The sequence below is a fragment of the Nocardioides sp. genome, from assembly GCF_041913365.1.
Classification (GTDB): Bacteria; Actinomycetota; Actinomycetes; order Propionibacteriales; family Nocardioidaceae; genus Nocardioides.
The window spans coordinates 425658-445019 of sequence record NZ_JAYSFM010000003.1 but is presented as its reverse complement, the minus strand read 5'-3'; the positions used below and the strand labels follow the sequence as shown (position 1 = coordinate 445019).

Here is a 19362-nt window from a genome sequence, read left to right as displayed (position 1 = left end):
CTTCTGGGGTGTGTGTCCGGGTGGACTCGCGGTGGGTGCCGGCGGGTGGCGCCGGCACCCACGTGAGGGTCAGCGGACGCCAGCCTCGGCGCCGGCCATGACGAGGTCGACGTTGTCGGCGTTGATGATGGCCGGGCCGGTCAGCAGCGGCTTCTGCGGAAGCTCGAGCCCCCACTGGATGTTGGCGTAGAGCATCGAGACGGCGAGGTAGCCCTGCATGTAGGGCTGCTGGTCGATGGCGAAGAGCTGGCTGCCGTCCTTGATGCGGTCCAGCTGGTCGGGGTCGAGGTCGAAGGTGCCGAGGGCGACGGAGTCGCCGACGTTGCCCTGCTCGATGGCGGTGGCGGCCGAGGTGGCGTCGCCGGCGCTGATGGTGACGACACCGTCGATGCTGTCGTCCTTCAGGAGCGCTGCCTTGATGGCCTGCGCCACCGCGGTCGGGTCACCGAACTTCGACGAGGGCAGGGGGAGCTGGGTGCTCGTGCCACCCGACTCGGAGATGCCGTCCGCGATGCCCTCGCAACGAGCCTCGGTGTTGGCGGCACCGGGCAGGGTGTTGACGCACAGCACGTTGGACTGCCCACTGTCGCCGAAGAACTTGCCGCCTGCCTGGCCGGCGGTGAACTCGTCGCTGCCGACGTAGTTCAGGGCGCCGAGCTTGTCGGCCGCGTCCTGACCGCCGGCGTTGTAGATGACCAGCGGGATGCCCCCGGAGACGACCTTCTCGAACGCGGCGTCCTGCGCCTCGGGAACCCAGTCGGGGCCAACGACGCCGTCGGCGCCCTGGCTCAGCGCGGTCTCGAGGAGCTTCGCGGCGTCCGGGCCGAGGTTGTCGTAGTTCTTCGGGCCGAGCCAGGTGACGCTGCCGCCGCCGGCCTTGACGACCTCGGCGGCGTCGTCGGCGCCGCGCTTGACGCGGGACCAGAACGGGTCATCGGCCTTGCCGCCGACGACGAAGATCGCCGGACCGTCACCGGACGCCGACTTGTTGCTGCCGCTGTCGTCGGAGTCTCCTCCGTCGGAACCGCAGGCGCTGGTGGCGAACAGGGTGGCGACGGCCACGGCGGCGAGGGCCGCCCGGGTACGGCCGGCGCGGGAGAGGGTGAGTGACACGAGTTGCTCCTTCGATCTGCGAGCCACGTGATCCGGCGTTCGGTGCTGTTCGGGCCGGTTTGGCTCTACGGGGCGTGCCACCCGGTGTGGCACCTGTCACATGACACACCTCACACCCCGGGCACGTCAACAGTTTGTTAGAACAAATTGAAGCGCTCTAGTCCGATTGGACTTCGCGTCGGGTGGGCCAGCACACTGGCGAGGTGGTTCAGCCCGAACGGAACTCCGGGCGACGCGTCACGCTCGACGATGTCGCGGCCCGCGCGGGTGTTTCCCGGGCGATGGCGTCCATCGTCATGCGCGAAGCGCCAGGAGCCAGTGAGACCACACGCGCTCGGGTGCTGTCCGTGGCCAAGGACCTCGGATACCGCCCCGACATCCGTGCTCGCGCCTTGGCAAGCACGCAGTCACGACTCATCGGCGTGCTGTTCGGCGCCGCCCGCCGGTATCACTTCGAGCTTCTCGAGGGCCTTTACGCGGCCGCCGAGAAGCACGGGTACAACCTCGTGTTGAGTGCCCTTACCGGCGACCGCAGCGAGCGACGCGCCATTGAGGCACTCCAGGACTTCCGCCTCGACGCGCTCGTCATGCTCGGTCCGGCCACCGACCACCCCCTGATGTCCGGTCAGGTGCCGGTTGTCGTTGTTGGTTGGCACACCGAAGATCCGGACGTCGACTCCGTTCGGCACTCAGACGCAGTCGGCATGGATCTGGCCGTGGACCACCTCGTCGGGATCGGACACCGCGACATCTGGCACCTTGACGGCGGCAAGCAGCTCGTCGCGGATGCCCGCACCGCCGGATACGAGGAGGCCATGGCACGACGGGGCCTGGGCGCGCACACGCGCGTCATCACTGGCGGAGAGGACCAGCTCGACGGCCAGCTTGCCGCGAACCGGATCCTGGAGCACGACCGCCTTCCGACCGCTGTGATCGCCTACAACGACGACACCGCGGCTGCCGCGATGAGCGTGTTCGCCCAACAAGGCATCCGGGTCCCTGAGCACATCTCCGTCATCGGGTGGGACGACAGCGCCCTCGCCGCGACGCCGGCCTTCAACCTCACCAGCGTCGGCCAACGACCTCCCGAGCTCGCCGAGCGGACAATCGAGCGGCTCATCGCGCGGCTCGACGGCTCCTCGGTCGCCCTCGAGCGCGAGGTCATCCTCGACCCGCATCTCACGCTCAGGGGAAGCACAGCGGCTCCGGGTCCAAGGTCAGTTGCCGCGGGTGGCTCTGACACCACCGTGGACCGGTGAGCCTTCTCGATCTGCCGCCGCACGCCTGGGTTGTTCTCGCGGCGGGCGCCGTGCTGGTGGGGTTCGCCAAGACCGCCGTGGGCGGTGTCGGCGCACTCGCAGTCGTCGCGTTCGCCGCCGTCCTGCCCGCGAAGGAGTCGACGGGCGCACTCCTCCCGTTGTTGTGCGTCGGGGACCTGATCGCGGTGCGGGTGTACCACCGCCACGCGGACTGGCACGTCCTGCTCACCTTGCTTCCCGGAGTGGTGCCCGGCATGGCTGTCGGGGCCTGGTTCCTCAGCGTCGCCGACGACACGCTCATGCGGCGGGCGATCGGCGCGACCCTCGTCGCGATGGTCGTCATCCAGCTGTCGATGCGGCGATCTCGCATGAGCCCGGCCGCGGACGAGGACCCCTTGAACACCCGCATCCTCGATGCCCAACCAGCGGCCTCCCCCGCGTCCGGTACCCCATCCGAGCCCACGCCTGCCGCGGGAACGCCCCGCGCGCCCCTCGCACGCAACGCGCGGGCCCACCGGCCCCCGTCAGGCAGCCGCCCAGTCTGGACTGGGCTGACCGGAATCGCAGCCGGCTTCGCGACGATGACTGCCAACGCCGCCGGTGCCGTCACCAGCCTCTACATGATCCTGGCGGGGCTACCCATGCGGGTCTTCCTTGGGACAGCTGCATGGTTCTACCTGATCGTGAACGCCGCCAAGGCGCCCGTCAGCGCCAGCCTCGGTTTCATCTCCCCGGACACGCTAGCCCTCAACGCGGTACTCGTCCCACCGCTCCTCGCCGGCGCAGTTGCCGGCGTGTGGACCATCAACCGAATCAACCAAGATCTGTTCGAGCGGGTCGTCATGCTCGCCACAGCCGTAGGCGCAGTCGCTCTCTTCGCATGACCTTTCAACCGAAAGATCAGCACGTACCGACATACTGACTTTTATGTCAAACCCCCGTACCGAATCCACCGAGGTGATGCGCGCCTTCGTCATCGACCGGTCCAGCCCCGTTCCCCTGTACTTCCAGGTCGGCCAGCAACTTGAAGAAGCGATCGCCGAAGGACGGATCCCGCCCGGCACCCTGCTCCTCAACGAGGTCGAGCTCTCCGACGTCCTCAACCTCTCGCGACCCACGATGCGCCGCGCCATCCAGTCACTCGTCGACAAGGGCCTTCTCGTACGCCGTCGCGGAGTCGGTACGCGTGTGGTGCAGCCGATGCTCCGCCGTTCCCTGGAGCTGACCAGCCTCTACGACGACCTGTCACGCACCGGACGGACCCCTGCGACGAAGGTGCTGAGCTTTGCGTTGGTCTCAGCGACCGACGACGTCGCGGACCGACTGGGCGTCAGCCCGGACGACGAGATCCTCCAACTCGTACGGCTGCGCTCGGCCGGCGACATGCCCATCGCCAAGATGACCAACTACATCCCGGCCGACCTGGTCCGATTCACCCAGGACGACCTCGTCAGCCGGGGCCTCTACGACCTGATTCGGGCCCAGGGCATCACCTTGCACTCCGCCACCCAGGCCATCGGCGCGCGGACGGCGCTTGTCGAGGAGTCGAAGCTGCTCGGCGAACCCAAGGGCGCCGCACTCCTCACCATGGAACGCACCACCTACGACGACCACGGACGAATCGTCGAGTTCGGCACACACGTCTATGCCGCCAGCCGCTACTCCTTCGAGACCAGCTTGCTGACCGGCTGAGCCATTCAGAACGGCTCCGAATTGGTCAGGGCAGGATCGCCCGCAGATCCCACTCCCGACCACCCGCACGTGGAAGTGAGAGCACGACGCCGGCGGGCCGGTCGCGACAGAACTGCGCACCCTTGTCCGGGCCTAGGTAGCGGGTGGCAATGCTCAACCGAGTGACGTCGCCTCGATCGACCGCGAGTTCGCCCCGTCCCTCGAAGCGAGCACCTCGGAATGGCGCTCGATTCTCGAAGACGAGGAGTGAACAACGGGGATCGCGCCTCAGGTGACGCAGTTTCACGTCTCCTTCTGCGATGACAACCTCGAGCGTCGCCTCCGTCGCTCGGAACCACACCGGCGAGGAGACAGCGGTGCCGTCCTGGCGATACGTCAACAGCACCGCCAGGACGGGTAGCTCGAGCAGATGGTCCTGGTCGACGCTCACCGCTACAGCGCTGCCGGAGCCGGCGCGGACGAGCCTGTCGCGAGCTCGAGCTTGCCCATCAGCTCGGCGCGGCGGTCTCGGTAGACGCGAACGTTGTCCAGCTTGATGTCTTCGTAGCCCCGGATCAGATCAGGAAGCTGCGCGACCTCAACTGCGAGGGCGTGGTTCTCGTCAGTCAACCGGGACAGCAGCCAGCGGACATCTGCCACGTACTCCTCGATGAGCTGACGCTCGACCCGCCGGACCTTGGCATACCCGAAGATGTCGAAGGGAGTACCACGCAGCCCCTTGAGCCGGAAGAGCGCCGACATCGTCCACTGCAGGCGCGGCCCGAAGGCGACCTTGTTCTTCACGCCCAGCGCTCGCAGGATCGGCGGGTGAAGGAGCAGCGACACGCGGGCTCCCTGCCCGAAGTCGCGCTCGACGTCGGCGCGCACCCGCGGGTCGGCGTGAAGGCGCGCCACCTCGTACTCGTCCTTGTAGGCCATCAACTTGTGGAGGCCGAATGTCACAGCGTCGACAAGGTCGAACGAAGCCAGCGGGCGCTCTGCCTCGACGACCTCCTTCACGACGGCGGCGTAACGTCGCGCGTACTTGGCGTTCTGGTAGGCGATGAGCTCCGCAACGCGGTCGCCGATGCGAGCTTCCAGCTCACCACCGGGGGCGACGCCGACCGTTGTGGTGATGTTGCGCACAACCCCTGAGAGAGCCGGCTGCGGCTTGGCGTGGCTGCTCGCCGGAAGGCTCGAGGGGTCGCTCACCATCTGTCGACCTCGCCGGAAGGCTTGAACGTTGGCAGCGACCGCTACACCGTTCGTCTCGATGGCAGCCTCGATGGCATCGTCCGGAAGCGGGAGAGCGCCGAGCTGGTAGGCGGCACCGACCAGCATCATGTTCGCGTACTGGCCACCCCCGAACAGCTCGACCGACAACGCTTGGGCGTCGAAGAATGATGTGCGCTCCTTGCCCGCGATGCGTTGAAGCTCGTCGACGACTACTCCCAGGTCGGGCTTGGTCGCCGCGGTGTCGATCACCATCGCTCCGGTGGGCGACTCAGTCGTGGAACCCACCGCGAAGGTGCGACCAGGAGCCAGGGTGGCAAGGTTGGACGCCTCTGCAGCGACCAGAAGGTCGCATGCCAGCATGAGGTCTGCTCCTCCGCCCGCGACGCGTGAGGCTGGCACGCTGGTGCGAGGTCCGAACTTCAGGTCTGAGACGACGGCTCCTCCCTTCTGCGCGAGACCCGTCTGGTCCATCCCGTGCACGTCAACGCCGGCGACGTGCGCCGCCTGCGCCAGAACCTGCGCGACCGTGACCACGCCGGTTCCGCCGATTCCGCAGACGCGTACTGCAAAGGGTTGCTGCGCCGACGGGAGGAGTGGTTGCGGCAGATCACTTCGATCGAGCTCAGTAGTCGTGCTCGAGCGACGAGACTTCTTACCCGGCTCGATTCGAAGGAAGGAGGGGCAGTCGCCCTTGATGCAGCTGTAGTCCAGGTTGCATGTGGTCTGGTTGATCTTCGTCTTGCGACCGAAGTCGGTCTCGACCGGCTCGACGGACAGGCAGTTCGACTTGACGCCGCAGTCGCCGCAGCCTTCGCAGACGCGCTCGTTGATCATGATGCGGTAGGGCGGCTCCTCGACGAGGCCGCGCTTGCGCTTGCGGCGCTTCTCGGTCGCACACTCCTGGTCGTGGATGAGGACCGTGACGCCCTTGACCTGTGCGAGCTCTTCCTGGGCCGCGACGATCTCGGACCGGTCGAGCACCTTGACGCCTCGTGGCATCTTGACCTTGCGGTACCTCTTGAGGTCCTCGGTGGTGACGATGACTTGGGCGACGCCGTCCTGGAGCATGGACTCGGCCATTGCCGGGACTGAGAGCCGTCCAGGCGCTGCCTGCCCTCCAGTCATGGCGACGGCGGAGTTGTAGAAGAGCTTGTAGGTGATGTCGATTCCGGCAGCCGCTGCCGCTCGGACGGCGAGTTGTCCGGAGTGGTGCCAGGTGCCGTCGCCGAGGTTCTGGGTCATGTGCTTGCGGGACAGGAAGGGAGCCATGCCGATCCATTGCGCTCCCTCACCGCCCATCTGCATGAGCAGTCCGCCGTCCGAGATGTTCGGGTCCTGGAGCGCGGTCAGGCACCCGCACCCTGTTCCGGTGCCGACGAAGGAGTTGTCCGGCGTCTTCATCGAGCTGCTGTGCGGGCACCCGGAGCACACGAACGCAGTCCGCGTGACAATCGGCAGAGAGCGCAGGGGGCGGATGGCCTGCTGGTTCTCGTCGAGCCACGTCCGAGCCTGGGCCACCTGCCACTGTTCGGCGAGGTACCGGGCAAGCAGTGGCCTGAGCCGGTCAACGTCGAGGGTGCCATCGGCGGGCAGCAGCGGCGCGCCGTTCGATGCCCTCTTGCCCACTACCTTGGGCGCGTCCGCGGTTCCGAACAGTGCGTCCTTGATGGCCGCCTCGATGAAACTGCGCTTCTCCTCGATCACCAACACAGTGTCCAGGCCGCTGACGTGCTCGGCGATCTCGGCCGAGTCGAGGGGGTAGATCAGGCCGAGCTTGATGATGCGGATGCCCAGGGACCTGCACGCGTCGAGGTCCAGACCGATGGACGCCAGCGTCTCGATGGTGTCGTGATACGTCTTGCCCGCAACGACGAGTCCTACCCGGTCGCTCTCGGACTCAACGACTCGCTTGTTCAGGCCGTTCGCCACTGCGTAGCGCGCCGCAATCGTGGGGCGCTCGGTGTGCAGGGTTGCCTCGAGCCGGCTCGTTGCCGGCGGCATCAGGAAGCCGGTTGCGTTGTGACGGAACCGGCGGCCGTTGACCTCGAGATCGGGCTGAATGATCGTAAGCCGGTTCGCGCGGACATCGACTGAGGACGTTCCGTCTGCCACGTCCGTGACGACCTTCAGCGCGGTCCACAGCCCGCTGACTCGCGACATCTCGATCGCATGACGCCCGTAGTCCAAGAGCTCCTGCTGGTCGGCGGGATAGAGAACCGCGGCGCCCACCGAGGCGAGGACGGACTCTGATGCGGAGGGCATGGTGGACGACTTCGCAGACGGGTCGTCGCCGACGAAAGCGACGACGCCCCCCTTCGGATCGCTTCCCGCCATCGCGGCGTGGCGCAGCGCGTCGATCGCGCGGTCGAGACCAGGGGCCTTGCCGTACCAGGCTCCGACGATGCCATCGAAGGACATCTCATCTCGTCGCGTGTGAGCGACTTGACTGCCGGCCACCGCAGTCAGGCCAAGTTCCTCGTTCAGGCCCATCTGGTGAACGATGTCGTGGTCAGCGAGCAGGCCGCTCTGCCGACTGAGCTCGAGGTCGTAGCCTGCGATCGGCGAGCCTGGGTAGCCCGAGATGAAACCAGCGGTGTGCAGCCCGGCGGCTCGGTCCGCGCGTACCTGGTCCAGGACGATGCGGGTGAGAACCTGCATGCCGGTGAGGACCACGGGGTCGTCACCTACCGCGTAGCGGCGGTCGAGGGCATCGCGATCTGCCACGACGTGTTCCTTTCAGTGGTGGTCGCCTGGGGTCTGCCTGGCGACGAGGTGTGTGCCGAGGGCGGCCAGCGTGTCGAGGTACACGAAGCCCGATCCGTCCGCACGCCGCCCGGCGAGCACGTGATCGAATCCCTGCACCGCGGCACTCGCCTGCGCTCGATCTACGTCCGGGACTGCGAAGCCGACCTGGAACACTCCGGGCCCACGGTCCTCGAGGAACGTCCGCTGCGGGCTGGGCCGCTGCGCGGGCTGGCACAGCTGGATCTGGATGTCGCCGAGGTCTGCCACGCGGTAGATGTGCTGGAGGAACGCTTCGCGGTCGGGTACGTCGAGCTCGATGTACTCATCCAGGGGCGGGTAATCGCGCCAAGGCCCGATCCCGAACTTGGTGAGGTAGGCCTCTGCGTGCTCAACGTCGTCCACCACGAAGCAAACATGGTGGAACGTCAGTGGCACGCCCAGGCCCACGACACCTTCATCCAGGGTGGGTTCGACGCTCACGACGCCACGCGGTGAGAGCGGACTTCCAGACCACGGAGCGGGATCTCGGGGCGCCGGCCGAGCATGAGGTCAGTGACGACCCTGCTGGAGCCACATCCCATCGTCCAGCCCATGTGGCCGTGCCCGGTGTTGTAGTACATGTTCTGGTGCTTGCCCTTCCCGACGATGGGCGGGCCGTCCGGGGTCATGGGACGCAGGCACGAGCGCATGCGCGCTCGATCCCAGTCCAGGCCCTCGGGGAACATCTGCTTGCCGGTGGCCAGGATGTTGGAGAAGTCCGAGTGCTTCCAGTCACGGCTGTAGCCGGCGAACTCCGCAGTCGAGGACAGTCGCATGCTGTCGCCTTGTCGCGACCAGGCGACGAGGGTGGCCTCGTCCACGCCACCCATGGTGGGCACCGCGTCACCGTCGAGGATGTCGACAGTCATCGAGTAGCCCTTGGCGGGGTAGATCGGAAGCCGCTGCCCGATCGTGCGCGAGAGCCGGGGGCTCTCCACACCCATGGCCAGGACGAACTCATCGGCGCGGATCGGACCAGCTGACGTCTCGACGCTCACGATCTTGTTGCCACTGGCAACAAGCTTGGTGGCCTCGGTCCCGAACCGGAACTCCACGCCAAGTCCCTCGCAGATCTGGGCGAGACGCTCGGTGAAGATGGCACTGTTGCCACTGGCGTCGGAGGGCACGTGGATGCCTCCCACGAACAGGTCTGAGACGCGCTCGAGTGCGGGGTCGAGCTTGACGACCTGGTCGATGTCGAGCACATCGAGCCCGACTCCCTGCCGGACCATGAACTGCATCTTCTCTGCAGCTCCGCTGAGCGCCTGCTGGTCGCGGTGCAGGTAGACGATGCCCTTCTTGACCTGCTGGTAGTCGATGCCCTCGGCCTCGGCGAGAGCGTCGAGCTCCTGCTGGCCGTAGCGGCAGAGCTGGTACTTGACCAGCGTGTTGGCCTCGGCGCGAGCGCTGGTGCATTCGCGCAGGAACTGCACACCCCAGCTGACGAGCTTGGGGTCCAGGCGTGGCTTGACCCGGATGGCGGTGGCCTGCCCGCGCAGCGACTGGACCATCATCTTCGGAGCGGCCGGCGATGCCCAGGCGAAGGAGTGCCCCGGGGCGATGAGGCCGGCGTTGCCGCCAGTGGCGTCGGTTCCGACCCGGTCGGCCTTGTCGATGACCACCACCTCGCGACCTTCGCGAGCCAGGTAGTACGCGGTCGTCACGCCGATGATGCCGGCGCCGATGACAACTGTCTTCATTGTCGTTCCCTGTCTGCTGGTCGTCTTAGAGGACGACGAGGGGCATGATCTCGACGACGACGCCGGGCAGCAGCAGCTGGGAGATGACGGCCGCGCGAGCGGGCCGGTGGTCTCCGAACTCCTTGCCCCACGCCTCGTTGAACGCAGCGAAGTCGTTGGGGTCGCTCAGCCAGACGTTCGCGGAGACGATCGAGGTGAGGTCCTTGCCCTTCTCGGCGAGGATCACCTTGATCCGGTCGATGCACACCGCGGTCTGCGCGGCTACGTCGCCGGGCGCGACGACATTGTTGTCGTTGTCGAGGGCGACCTGTCCTGCCACGTAGAGCATGCCGTTGGCGGCCACGGCCTGCGAGTACGGCGCAAGGGCGGGGCCGAACGAGCTGGGGTTGATGATCTCGAGCTGGCTGGACATGCAGTCTCCTTGGGTAGGTGTTGTGCGGTGAGAGCTGGGTGGACGTCAGAAAAGACCGGTGTAGGTGCGCGGCGCGACGGCGTCGAAGACGTAGCGGATGAACCCCGCCGCATCGAAGACCGGCAGCCCCGTGGCCTGCTGGACCGCTGCGGAGTAGGGCGGCAGGTCGGTGCACTCGAAGAGGAACCCACCGACAGCGGGGTCTTCCTCGACGACTGCTCGGGCCGTCGCGACGACTTCGCTGCGGAGGAGCTGTTCGTCGAGGGTGCCGCGCTCCTGGATGATGACTTCGTTCCAGTGCGGGTGATGGTCGATGCCGCGGATGAGGATCCCGTCGAGGTTGGTCAGGCCGATCGACTCGAGGATCTGGGGGCTGAGGGTGGATTCGCTGGCGCACATGACGGCGATCTTCTTGTCAGGCGCGACCATGGGTCGTACCAGTGGCAGCTGGAGCAGCGAGGACATGAAGACCGGGATGTTGACTGCGGCCGCCACCTCTCGTTGGTACGCCGCCATGTAGCCGCAGTTGCCCGTGATCGCTCGGACTCCCTCTGATTCGAGCTGCTGTGCGGCCTCGACGAACAGGTGGGCGTAGTCCTGGCCCCGTCCTGCAAGCACGTCAGCTCCCACGGCGCCCTTGACGGAGAGATACCGGATGGGGAAGTCGAAGGTCCACGCGTTGTTGAGGTCGCCCGGGATGAAGGGGACGTTCCATTCGGCGCAGAGCATTCCGATCGGATAGCCGTACGTCATGGTGTTTGGCCTTGCCTCGTACACCGTCACTTGAGCCTCCTCCTCGGGGCGTCACATGAGACTGAAGCATTCCGTGTTCACAAGTGTGACCCAGATTGCATCCAGTTTTGAATCCCCTGAAGTACATTCCTGTTTGCCGCTCCTGTCAAGGGGTTCTCCGGCACGACTTGAGTAGTTGGCTGAGGCGGAATGCCTTCCGCGAGAATCGTGTACCGTTCAGTCCATCAAACCTCGTTCCTCGGCGCCTCGAGCAGGACCGCATGAAATCCAGCAACGCAGCCACCTCTCCCCCACGACGCCCTCGAGGGCGTGTCTATGGGGGTCTCGACATCCTGCGTTCGCGCCCTGGCGCCGCGGCTGACGCGGTCGTCGGCGCCGGCGCACGCGCCTCCTCGGAGATGCTGGGAAGCACGTCGTGACCAGCCGTTCGACAGCCCGTCTTGCGTGGACGTCGTGGTCCGTGGCCGTCGGCGCCTACTTCCTCACTGTTCTCAACCGAAGCTCACTTGCCGTCACTGTGCTCGAGGCAGGCGAGCGGTTCGGTGCTTCCGCATCCCAGTTGGCGGGTCTGACGATCGCTCAGATTGGCGTCTACGCCCTCCTCCAGTTACCCGTGGGCGTCCTCTTGGACCGATTCCGGCCACGCAAGCTGCTCGTCGCTGGCCTGTGGATCATGGCATCGGCCCAGCTGACGTTCGCGTGGACGACCACGTACGAGGTCGCTGCCGCCTCACGGCTGCTCCTGGGGGCGGGGGACGCGCTCATGTTCGCAAGCGTTCTCAGGCTCGTGGCTACCTGGTTCGAGGGGCGGCGCGGCGTGCGGCTTCGCCACCTCACTGGACACATAGGACAGGCCGGCACGATCGCTGCCACCACTCCCATGCTCTTCGCGTTGGTTCACCTGGGGTGGAGCCTCACCTTCGTCACGCTCGCATCCCTGGGAGTGGCCGTGTCCGTGCTCGTGGCGTTCACGGTGAAGGACGGTTCGGATACCTCTGACGGCCGTGGCGCTGAGAGGCGCCCGAGCTCGTCAGGGGTTCGTCAGATCGTCCGCAACCCTGGAGTTCGTCTGGCCGCGTGGGCGCACCTGGTCTCGCAGTTCCCAGTGACAGTGCTGGCCATGCTGTGGGGGTATCCCTTCCTGGTCAGCGGCGAGGGGCTGTCACCCGAGCTTGCGAGCACGCTGCTGATGTTGATCGGGTTCGTGTGGGTCGGCTCCGGGCAGCTCATCGCCGTGCTGGTTTCGCGGCTCCCGTACTGGCGCGCACGGCTGGTGCTCGGCGTCGTGTGGCTCACGATCATCCCGTGGACCGCCGTCTTGCTGCATCCACGTCCCGCTCCCACATGGCTCCTGATCGTCCTCATCTGCACGGTCTCTCTCGTGGGTCCGGTCACCATGGTCGCGTTCGACCTTGCCAGGACGTTCACGCCTGCAAGCGCCATTGGAAAGGCAAACGCGATCGTGAATGCCGCCGGCTTCACGGGATCGCTCATCGCGATGCTGATGATCGGGATCTGCCTGGACGTCGTCGAGCCACGCGGTAGCGAGTACTACGACCTTCGCGACTTTCGGGTCGCCATGTCCACGCAGTACGTCCTCTGGCTGGTCGGGACCATTCAGGTCCTCCGGCACCGTGTCAGGGCGTTGAACTACCTCGACCTTGACCAACCGGGCGTTCTGGACGAGATCCGCGCCGGTCGCTCTTTCGATTGCCCCGAGGATCCTCACTCGGCGCGCGCGTAGGACTAGCTCGGACCAGGTCGGAGCGGTACTCGGCGTAGCTCTGGACTCTGACTCGGCGACATGAGCCTCGCGACGGGACTGCAGGCCGGTCGACGCCAGGCGAGAGCGGCAGTACCGGCGAACCAGTTGAGGGAGGGCAGCTGGTGAACGCGATCCGTCACTGCCCAGTGCCAGCGCTCTCCAGAGCCGCATTCTGTATGACATCGCGCAGGCCCATCTCCACGACCGCTAGGTCCTGGTAGCCCATGCCCACGCTCTTGTAGACGGTGATCCCGCTGGACGGTCGAAGCGTTCCGCCGACGAGATCCGAGAAGTCCCTGATGCGCTCAAGGCTCACCACCCCAGAGGTCACGGCCTGGATGACGTCGCCGGCCTCCCGCATGGCCGTGTCTCGATCCTCGACCACGATCAGGTCTGCGCGGGCCATCGCATCGTCGTCGACCTCGCGCGCGCCTGCCGTGTGAGATCCAACCGCGACGACAAGAACACCTTCAGCGAGGTCCCGTCCGAAGAGGATCGGCTGCTGCGCACTGGTCGCACAGACGACGACCTGCGCGCGTGCAACGTCGGTGTCCGTGGCTGGTCTGGCGTCGAGGCCTTCTCGTTGCAGCCTCTGGCAGGCGCTGTTGACTGCCTCCACGCGCCTCGCGACGATCGCGATGTCCACGATGGGACGAACCGATGCGATGGCTCGCGCGTGTGCCAACGCTTGTGGGCCAGCGCCGAACACGACGAGACGCGAGGCGTCAGGCTGAGCCAGACATCGCACCACCATGGCGCTCTGGGCAGCTGTACGGATCTCGGTCAACCGGGTGCCGTCGACGATGGCGATCGGACGGATCGTGTCGGCGTCGAAGAGCACGTACACCGACGAGATCGACGCGAGCCCACGGCTGGCGTTGGAGTGTCCCAAACCAACCAGCTTGACGCCGACGGCACTCGAGCTCGCCGCGGGCATCAGAAGGAGCTCGCCACCTGGCGCTCCCAGCCGGCTGCGTGGCGCGAACCCTGTGCCCGCAAAGGCGTGCGGGAGAGCGGATTCCAGAGCATCCACAGCCAGGCGCCACGGCAGGCGCTCCTGGAGCTCGTCTGCATCAATGAAGGGGATCGGAAGTGGCATTGCGATCTCTCTCGACAGATTCAACTGGGCGCGTCGGACGTCGCCGACGGTCTAGCGGCGCGCGCCACGAAGCCACTCTTGGCTTTGCTGTGGCTCTCGACGGGGGTGGAAGATCGCAGGGTCGAGAACGGCGTCGGGTATCCCTGCCATCAGGTTCGCGGTGAACTCCGCGGCTACCGGGCCCAGCATGGTCCCGTGCGCGTCGAAGCCCGTGAGTGTCCACAAACCGGCCTCCACCTCGCCGAGGAACGGTCGACCGTCGCCGCCTGTCGCATCGGCTTTGGCGCTGACTGTCGAACGGATCGAGACCTCCGTGAAGACCGGCGCGCGCACTTCGGCGGCTTCCGCGAAGTCGGCGAGCATGTCGTCGGGACCGTATCCGGGCGCGGCTGCAGACTCGAGCATGCAGACGACAGCGGCATCCTGCTCGCGCTCAAGGCACAGGCCGGTGTCGAGGTCGATCGTCAGCGGCAGACGGTGTTCTTGGACCACGGGGGTCGTGAAGGCGGAGTGGATCAGCATGGGCGTGATGGGGAGCTCAAGGCCAAACGGGCGCAGCAGCTCCGGTGAGCCGAGACCGGCGGCCACGACGACGCGGCTCGCGGTGATCGGTTCGGTTGCTTGCAGTACCCAGTCGTCGCCGCAACGTTCGATTCCCGTGACGGGCGTATGGGACTTGACCGTGACGCCCAGCTGTCGTGCGGCGCGCATCAGGCCGTAGAGGCCGTCAGTGGGATTTGCTCGTCCGTCCTCAGGCGTCCACGACCCACCGATGAGGCCCGTTGGGTTCAGCCAAGGGAAGAGCGAAGGCAACTCGTCGGCCGGTACGAGTTCGACCGGCCCGGCTCCGCCGGCGCGCTGCATGTCAGCCGCGTGGACCAGGCCGCCCCACACGTCTTCTCTCCCGGTCAGGATCAGGTATCCGTCCTGGTAGAAGGTGCACGGATGGTCGAAGGCTTCCTCGAAGGTCTGCCAGAACGCTCGGCCGCGTCGGGCGAGCTCGATCTGGTCCGGCGTGCTGAACTGCTGACGGATACCGCCAAGGGATCCGCCCGTGCAGCCACTGGCTGGTTCGCTGCCCTCGAGGACGAGGATGCCGGTCTCTCCGAGCCTCGCAAGATGGTAGGCCAGCGCGATGCCGGCAATGCCTCCTCCAATGACGGCGGTGCCGACGGTTGTGTCACCCATCGAGGGCCGCCTCTGGGTGCGGACGCCGTGTCATGCCGCTCGGATCTCGGAGGCGACGCGGAGGCCCGATCGAGTTGCACCCTCGAGTCCGCCCGGTCCGACCCGGTCGTCGGTGTGCTCGCCCGCGAAGTACACACGGCCATCGAGCGGTCGTTGGACCTCGGGCAAGATCCTGGCGCGCTGGTCACCGGAGAGCGCGCGGACGATGACGGTGGTCAGCGGGTCTCGGGCCCACGAATATGCGAGCTGTCCGACGCGCGTCAGTGGCTGTCCAGCGAGCGAGCCGACGAAGTCGTCGAACGCGGAGAACAGCGCCTCCTCATCAAGTGGCGGCGAGTCGGGTGAGTCGATGGCGATCGACGAGATGCAGGCCGCCGCACCAGGCTGGTGAATGGACTGCTCGACGATCCATGGGAGCTGGCCGTCAGTGAATCCACCCGGACCGACGGCGCTGTTCACGAGGTCCCGCTCGGCATACTGGGAGATGAGCTTGGCTCCGGTGCCGTAGGTGATCTCCCCCAGTGCTGCGGTCTTTGCTGTAGGAAGCGCGGGATGGAAGTCGATGCCGGTCGTCAGGGGTCCGGGGACGGCGATGACGATGCGATCGGCGGAGAACACATCGGTGTCGGTTTCCACGCGTACGCCTGGACCTGACCAGTCAACCGCGCGGACATGTTGTCCGAATCGGATGTCGAGGCCTTCAGCGAGACGAGTGGCAAGCAGGTCGTTGCCGCCGACGATTCGATAGGAGTCGGACTCGTGATCGAGCTGGCGGGAGAACTCCAGGGCGTCGGTGTCTGCCAGCGAGGCGACGGGGGTGTACTGGGTGTAGCTGGTGAGGTAGGCGATGACCGCCGAAGGTGCTTCCAGGCGGCGAGTCCAGGACTCGAGGCTTTCGTACTGCGCCGGGGGGGCCTTCCGGTAGGACTCCTTGAGCCATCCAGTGATGCTGCGGCGCTCACCGTCGCTCAGTGCCCTGCCCCCAAACACCATGGGTGGCGCGTTCGTGTCGAAGTAGCCGCAGGCGACCACGTCGAGATCGAGACTTCGTGTGAGCGTCATGACGTTCACGTGACCGGCGTAAAGCGTTTCCGCGCCAAGCTCGCCGAACTGACCTGCGGCGAGTTTGCCGCGGACGGTCCACAGCCTGCCTCCGACGCGGTTGCGGGCTTCGAGGACGAGGACCTCGTCTCCCTCTCGGGCTCTCTCGCGAGCGGTGACGAGGCCGGACAGACCGGCACCAACGACAAGGGTCTTCACAATTGCTCCTTGGGCTAGATCTCGGTTGAAGGGGAGCGGGGGCTGCCTGGATGCCCCCGCTCCCCTGGTCTGTCAGCCGATCAGGCGAGCCTCGCCCGGCTCGGCGCCGGACGGGTCGAGGCCGTTCTCCTCGAGGATCTCCGCCAGGCGACCGTTCTCGCGCAGGGTGGCGATGTCTTCGTTGAGTGCAGTGAGCAGGTCCTCGTGGCCCTTCTGGATCGGGAAGGTCGTCTGTGCCGGCTCGATGGAGGCTGCGACCTCGTCGAAGGGCTCGACCAGCTCGACCTTGATGCCGTCCATGTCCTTCGCTGCGTAGGAGCCCGAACCGATGCTGTCGACACACACATCGACGCGGCCCACCTCCAGGTCCTGGTTGCAGTTGAGGCCGCTGGCGTAGGTCTTGAACGAGCTGCCCAGGTACTTCTTGAGGTCCTCGACCCACAGGTACCCGTCGACCGAACCCACGGACAGGCCCTGCTCCTTGAGCTCGGGGATCGAGGAGATGCCGCTCTTGGAGACCAGCGCCATCTGGTCGAGGTAGATCGGGTCGGTGAGGTCGACGACCTCAGCGCGCGCTGCCGTGCGGTACCAGCCGGTCGCCGCGAGGTCGGCGCGACCACCCTGCACCGTAGGGATCACGGCTGCAGCCGCGCCGGGGCTCGCCTTGACGGTGAGGCACTCCATGGCTGCGATCTCGTCGAGGATGGCACCGTCGATGCCTCCGAACTCGTTGCCGCTGAACGTGCCGAACGGCGGCAGCTCGTAGGCGCTCACGGTGAGCACGCCGTCGCTGACGGTCTTGAACTCGTGCGCCGGCTCGCAGTCTCCGCCGGCCGCCGAGTCAGCTTGGGAGTCAGGTGAACAAGCGGTCAGCACACCGAGGCCGACGATTGCGCATGCCGCGATGGCGGCGGCTTTACGGATCATCATGAGGGTTTTCTCCTGTGTTGGGTTGTGCGGGTGTCCACCGACTGGATGGTTCAGTCGCGGGGCTCAGAGGTGGCGGGCGAGCCGCCGTTCCACCCGCTCGCAGAGCCAGCTGGCGGGGATGGTGATGACGAGGTAGAACAGCCCGGCCAGCGAGAGGACCGACAGGTACTGGAACGTGGATGAGCCGAGCGAGTACGCGGCACCGAGTAGCTCCGGTACGGCGATCGAGTAGGCCAGCGAGGTCGCCTGGAATACGAGGATCGCGAGGCCCATCAGGGAGGGGATGGCCACACGCATGCCCTGAGGGATGGTGATGTAACGCAGGGTGTCCAGGCGGGACATGTTGAGTGCCGCGGCGGCCTCAAGCTCACCGTCGGGGACCGCCTGTAGGCCTCCCCGGATGATCTCGCTGGCGTAGGCACCAGTGGTCAGCGCCAGCGCGATCGTGGCGGAGATGAACGCAGTGAAGGTGAGTCCAGCGGTAGGCAGCCCGAAGTAGACCAGCTGGAGCATCACCAAGGCGGGTGTGCCTCGCCCGATCTCGACGACGACGATGATCGTTGTGCGGACGACCTTGGACTTTGCCGAGCTGCCCAGCGCGAGCAGAAGCCCGAGAGGCATTCCGATGATGAGGCTGCCGGCCACCAGTTGGAGGCTGGCGCGGAGCCCGTGCAGGAGGTCGGGCGAGTAGGCGAGCCAATCGTCCAGAAGACTCATCGGGCGATCCTCCTGCGGAGACGGTGGTCGACGACGCGGGCCAGATATGCGCAGATGGCGGACATGACGATGTACACGACAGCTGCAGCGACGAAGGGCCAGATCGGATCGGCGGTGTCGCGCGCCTGGTAGTTCGCCCAGTAGAGGATCTCTGAAACTCCGAGGGTGAACGCGACGGAGGAGTCCTTGATCAGCGCGATACCCCACGTTGCCGCGGCCGGGATCGAGATGCGGATGACCTGGGGTCCGATGATCCGTGCCGCCGTGGTGGTGCGGGTCATGCCCAGTGCCGCGGACGCTTCCCATTGCCCCGCGTGGACTGCTTTGAGAGCACCCCGATAGATCTCAGCCATGTAGGCGCACGAGATGACGCCCAGCCCGGCGATCGAGGCTTGGAGGGGGCTGAGCCAGGGCAGGTAGAGGCCGACTCCGAAGTAGATGATGAACAGCCACACCAGAGGTGGGATGCCGCGCAGGACTTCGATCAGGAAGCGCGCCAGAAGGCGAACGAGGCCGCTGGGTGCGGTGCGAGCGACGACCAGCGGGATGCCCCCGACCGCCCCGATGAGGAGTGCGGATGCCGTGAGCGCGAGCGTCATTGGGATGCCCGCCAGGACGGCGAGGATGTCGTCAGACCCCATCGCGCTCCACCGCCCGGAGGAACTGCCTGGTCCTGGCTTCCTTGGGCGCCGCGAAGATCTCGGCTGGGGGGCCTTCCTCCAGGATGGCGCCGTCAGCCATCACGACGAGGTGGTTCGACACGTCTCGGGCAAATGCCATCTCGTGAGTGACGACCACCATGGTCATGCCGTCGGAGGCCAGTTCGAGCATGACCTGCAGGACTTCCAGGCCGAGTTCGGGGTCGAGCGCTGAGGTTGGCTCGTCGAACAGCATCACCTTCGGGTCCAGCGCCAACGCCCTGGCGATCGCGATGCGCTGCTGCTGTCCCCCTGAGCACTTGCTGGGGTACTGCTCGGCTTTGTTTGCCAGGCCGACCCGCTCCAGGAGGGCCATCCCTCGCTTGCGCGCCTCGTCGGGCGAGCGGCCGAGGACTCGTTCCTGCGGCAGGGTGACGTTGCGCAGGACCGTCAGGTGCGGGAACAGGTTGAAGGACTGGAAGACCATTCCGACGACCGAACGCAGTTGAGCGAGGTCCTTGGGCTTGAGCTGCCGGCCCGCGTCGATGGTGTTGGCGGCGACGGTGATGGTCCCGGTGTCTGGCGTCTCGAGCAGGTTGATGCATCGCAGCAACGTGCTCTTGCCGGCTCCGCTGGGCCCGATGATCGCTGCGACCTCGCCCTCGGCGACGGTCATCGAGACGTTGTTGATGACCGTGTGGTCTCCGAAGGTCTTGACGACCGAGTCCAGCTGGATCGCTGGCTGCTTGGTGGGCACGTGGGTTCTCCTCCATGTGAGGTCCGGTGCGATGGACGGGTTGTCGGCCCTGGTTCGGCGGGCGGAAGTCACCATGTCGA

18 protein-coding genes are annotated in these 19362 nt (G+C 66.4%); 4 read left to right on the top strand and 14 right to left on the bottom strand.

The window, feature by feature from the left end; translation table 11 throughout:
* Positions 1 to 69: 69 nt before the first annotated feature.
* Positions 70 to 1113 carry a sugar ABC transporter substrate-binding protein gene (locus tag ACE3QY_RS10550; protein WP_374455972.1) on the bottom strand — a complete coding sequence of 348 codons (1044 nt, stop codon included), beginning with the start codon at positions 1111 to 1113 and terminating at the stop codon, positions 70 to 72.
* 203 nt (positions 1114 to 1316) lie between these two features.
* On the opposite strand from ACE3QY_RS10550, the gene ACE3QY_RS10545 reads away from it, so the two are divergent.
* From ACE3QY_RS10545 to ACE3QY_RS10535, 3 genes are read left to right on the top strand one after another with little or no spacing between them, the layout of a single operon-like run.
* Positions 1317 to 2372, top strand: coding sequence for a LacI family DNA-binding transcriptional regulator (locus tag ACE3QY_RS10545; RefSeq protein WP_374455971.1), 1056 nt, complete (start codon positions 1317 to 1319; stop codon positions 2370 to 2372).
* Positions 2369 to 3256 (top strand): sulfite exporter TauE/SafE family protein, encoded by an 888-nt coding sequence (locus tag ACE3QY_RS10540; RefSeq protein ID WP_374455970.1) that lies wholly within the window; start codon positions 2369 to 2371, stop codon positions 3254 to 3256. Before ACE3QY_RS10545 ends, ACE3QY_RS10540 begins: the two co-directional genes overlap by 4 nt.
* A gap of 43 nt (positions 3257 to 3299) precedes the next feature.
* The gene (locus ACE3QY_RS10535) at positions 3300 to 4064 is read left to right on the top strand and encodes a GntR family transcriptional regulator (RefSeq protein WP_374455968.1); all 765 of its coding nucleotides are present in this window, start codon (positions 3300 to 3302) and stop codon (positions 4062 to 4064) included.
* Between the two features lie 25 nt (positions 4065 to 4089).
* On the opposite strand, the gene ACE3QY_RS10530 is transcribed toward ACE3QY_RS10535, so the two are convergent.
* The 6 genes from ACE3QY_RS10530 to ACE3QY_RS10505 are packed head-to-tail and all read right to left on the bottom strand — an operon-like array spanning position 4090 to position 10958.
* Positions 4090 to 4494, bottom strand: coding sequence for a pyridoxamine 5'-phosphate oxidase family protein (locus tag ACE3QY_RS10530; protein ID WP_374455967.1), 405 nt, complete (start codon positions 4492 to 4494; stop codon positions 4090 to 4092).
* Between the two features lie 2 nt (positions 4495 to 4496).
* Positions 4497 to 8003, bottom strand: coding sequence for an indolepyruvate ferredoxin oxidoreductase family protein (locus tag ACE3QY_RS10525; RefSeq protein ID WP_374455966.1), 3507 nt, complete (start codon positions 8001 to 8003; stop codon positions 4497 to 4499).
* 12 nt (positions 8004 to 8015) lie between these two features.
* Complete coding sequence (locus tag ACE3QY_RS10520) at positions 8016 to 8504, bottom strand: VOC family protein (RefSeq protein ID WP_374455965.1); 489 nt, start codon at positions 8502 to 8504, stop codon at positions 8016 to 8018.
* Positions 8501 to 9763, bottom strand: a complete 1263-nt coding sequence (locus tag ACE3QY_RS10515; protein ID WP_374455964.1) for a D-amino acid dehydrogenase — start codon at positions 9761 to 9763, stop codon at positions 8501 to 8503. The genes ACE3QY_RS10520 and ACE3QY_RS10515 overlap by 4 nt, the downstream gene beginning before the upstream one ends.
* Before the next feature lie 25 nt (positions 9764 to 9788).
* Positions 9789 to 10175, bottom strand: coding sequence for a RidA family protein (locus ACE3QY_RS10510; protein WP_374455963.1), 387 nt, complete (start codon positions 10173 to 10175; stop codon positions 9789 to 9791).
* A 45-nt stretch (positions 10176 to 10220) separates the two neighbouring features.
* Positions 10221 to 10958 carry an aspartate/glutamate racemase family protein gene (locus ACE3QY_RS10505; protein WP_374455962.1) on the bottom strand — a complete coding sequence of 246 codons (738 nt, stop codon included), beginning with the start codon at positions 10956 to 10958 and terminating at the stop codon, positions 10221 to 10223.
* Positions 10959 to 11343: 385 nt separating this feature from the next.
* On the opposite strand from ACE3QY_RS10505, the gene ACE3QY_RS10500 reads away from it, so the two are divergent.
* The gene (locus ACE3QY_RS10500; RefSeq protein ID WP_374455961.1) at positions 11344 to 12672 is read left to right on the top strand and encodes a nitrate/nitrite transporter; all 1329 of its coding nucleotides are present in this window, start codon (positions 11344 to 11346) and stop codon (positions 12670 to 12672) included.
* Between the two features lie 157 nt (positions 12673 to 12829).
* Here ACE3QY_RS10500 and ACE3QY_RS10495 read toward each other — a convergent pair whose 3' ends face one another.
* The 7 genes from ACE3QY_RS10495 to ACE3QY_RS10465 form a co-directional block, all read right to left on the bottom strand.
* On the bottom strand, positions 12830 to 13792 hold the full coding sequence (locus tag ACE3QY_RS10495) for an ornithine cyclodeaminase family protein (protein WP_374455960.1): 963 nt from the start codon (positions 13790 to 13792) through the stop codon (positions 12830 to 12832).
* 51 nt (positions 13793 to 13843) lie between these two features.
* Positions 13844 to 14980, bottom strand: a complete 1137-nt coding sequence (locus tag ACE3QY_RS10490) for an NAD(P)/FAD-dependent oxidoreductase (RefSeq protein WP_374455959.1) — start codon at positions 14978 to 14980, stop codon at positions 13844 to 13846.
* 30 nt (positions 14981 to 15010) lie between these two features.
* Positions 15011 to 16240, bottom strand: a complete 1230-nt coding sequence (locus ACE3QY_RS10485; protein WP_374455958.1) for a flavin monoamine oxidase family protein — start codon at positions 16238 to 16240, stop codon at positions 15011 to 15013.
* Positions 16241 to 16312: 72 nt separating this feature from the next.
* Positions 16313 to 17170, bottom strand: a complete 858-nt coding sequence (locus ACE3QY_RS10480) for a substrate-binding periplasmic protein (protein ID WP_374455957.1) — start codon at positions 17168 to 17170, stop codon at positions 16313 to 16315.
* Positions 17171 to 17233: 63 nt separating this feature from the next.
* Complete coding sequence (locus tag ACE3QY_RS10475) at positions 17234 to 17887, bottom strand: amino acid ABC transporter permease (protein ID WP_374455956.1); 654 nt, start codon at positions 17885 to 17887, stop codon at positions 17234 to 17236.
* The gene (locus ACE3QY_RS10470) at positions 17884 to 18528 is read right to left on the bottom strand and encodes an amino acid ABC transporter permease (protein WP_374455955.1); all 645 of its coding nucleotides are present in this window, start codon (positions 18526 to 18528) and stop codon (positions 17884 to 17886) included. The genes ACE3QY_RS10475 and ACE3QY_RS10470 overlap by 4 nt, the downstream gene beginning before the upstream one ends.
* Positions 18518 to 19282, bottom strand: coding sequence for an amino acid ABC transporter ATP-binding protein (locus ACE3QY_RS10465; RefSeq protein WP_374455954.1), 765 nt, complete (start codon positions 19280 to 19282; stop codon positions 18518 to 18520). Before ACE3QY_RS10465 ends, ACE3QY_RS10470 begins: the two co-directional genes overlap by 11 nt.
* Positions 19283 to 19362: the final 80 nt, after the last annotated feature.

Coding starts and splice junctions, on each gene's coding strand:
- ACE3QY_RS10515 (WP_374455964.1), bottom strand. CDS start 9,763: ATGAAGACAGTTGTCATCGGCGCCGGCATCATCGGCGTGACGACCGCG.
- ACE3QY_RS10475 (WP_374455956.1), bottom strand. CDS start 17,887: ATGAGTCTTCTGGACGATTGGCTCGCCTACTCGCCCGACCTCCTGCAC.
- ACE3QY_RS10470 (WP_374455955.1), bottom strand. CDS start 18,528: ATGGGGTCTGACGACATCCTCGCCGTCCTGGCGGGCATCCCAATGACG.
- ACE3QY_RS10490 (WP_374455959.1), bottom strand. CDS start 14,980: ATGGGTGACACAACCGTCGGCACCGCCGTCATTGGAGGAGGCATTGCC.
- ACE3QY_RS10510 (WP_374455963.1), bottom strand. CDS start 10,175: ATGTCCAGCCAGCTCGAGATCATCAACCCCAGCTCGTTCGGCCCCGCC.
- ACE3QY_RS10480 (WP_374455957.1), bottom strand. CDS start 17,170: ATGATGATCCGTAAAGCCGCCGCCATCGCGGCATGCGCAATCGTCGGC.
- ACE3QY_RS10495 (WP_374455960.1), bottom strand. CDS start 13,792: ATGCCACTTCCGATCCCCTTCATTGATGCAGACGAGCTCCAGGAGCGC.
- ACE3QY_RS10535 (WP_374455968.1), top strand. CDS start 3,300: ATGTCAAACCCCCGTACCGAATCCACCGAGGTGATGCGCGCCTTCGTC.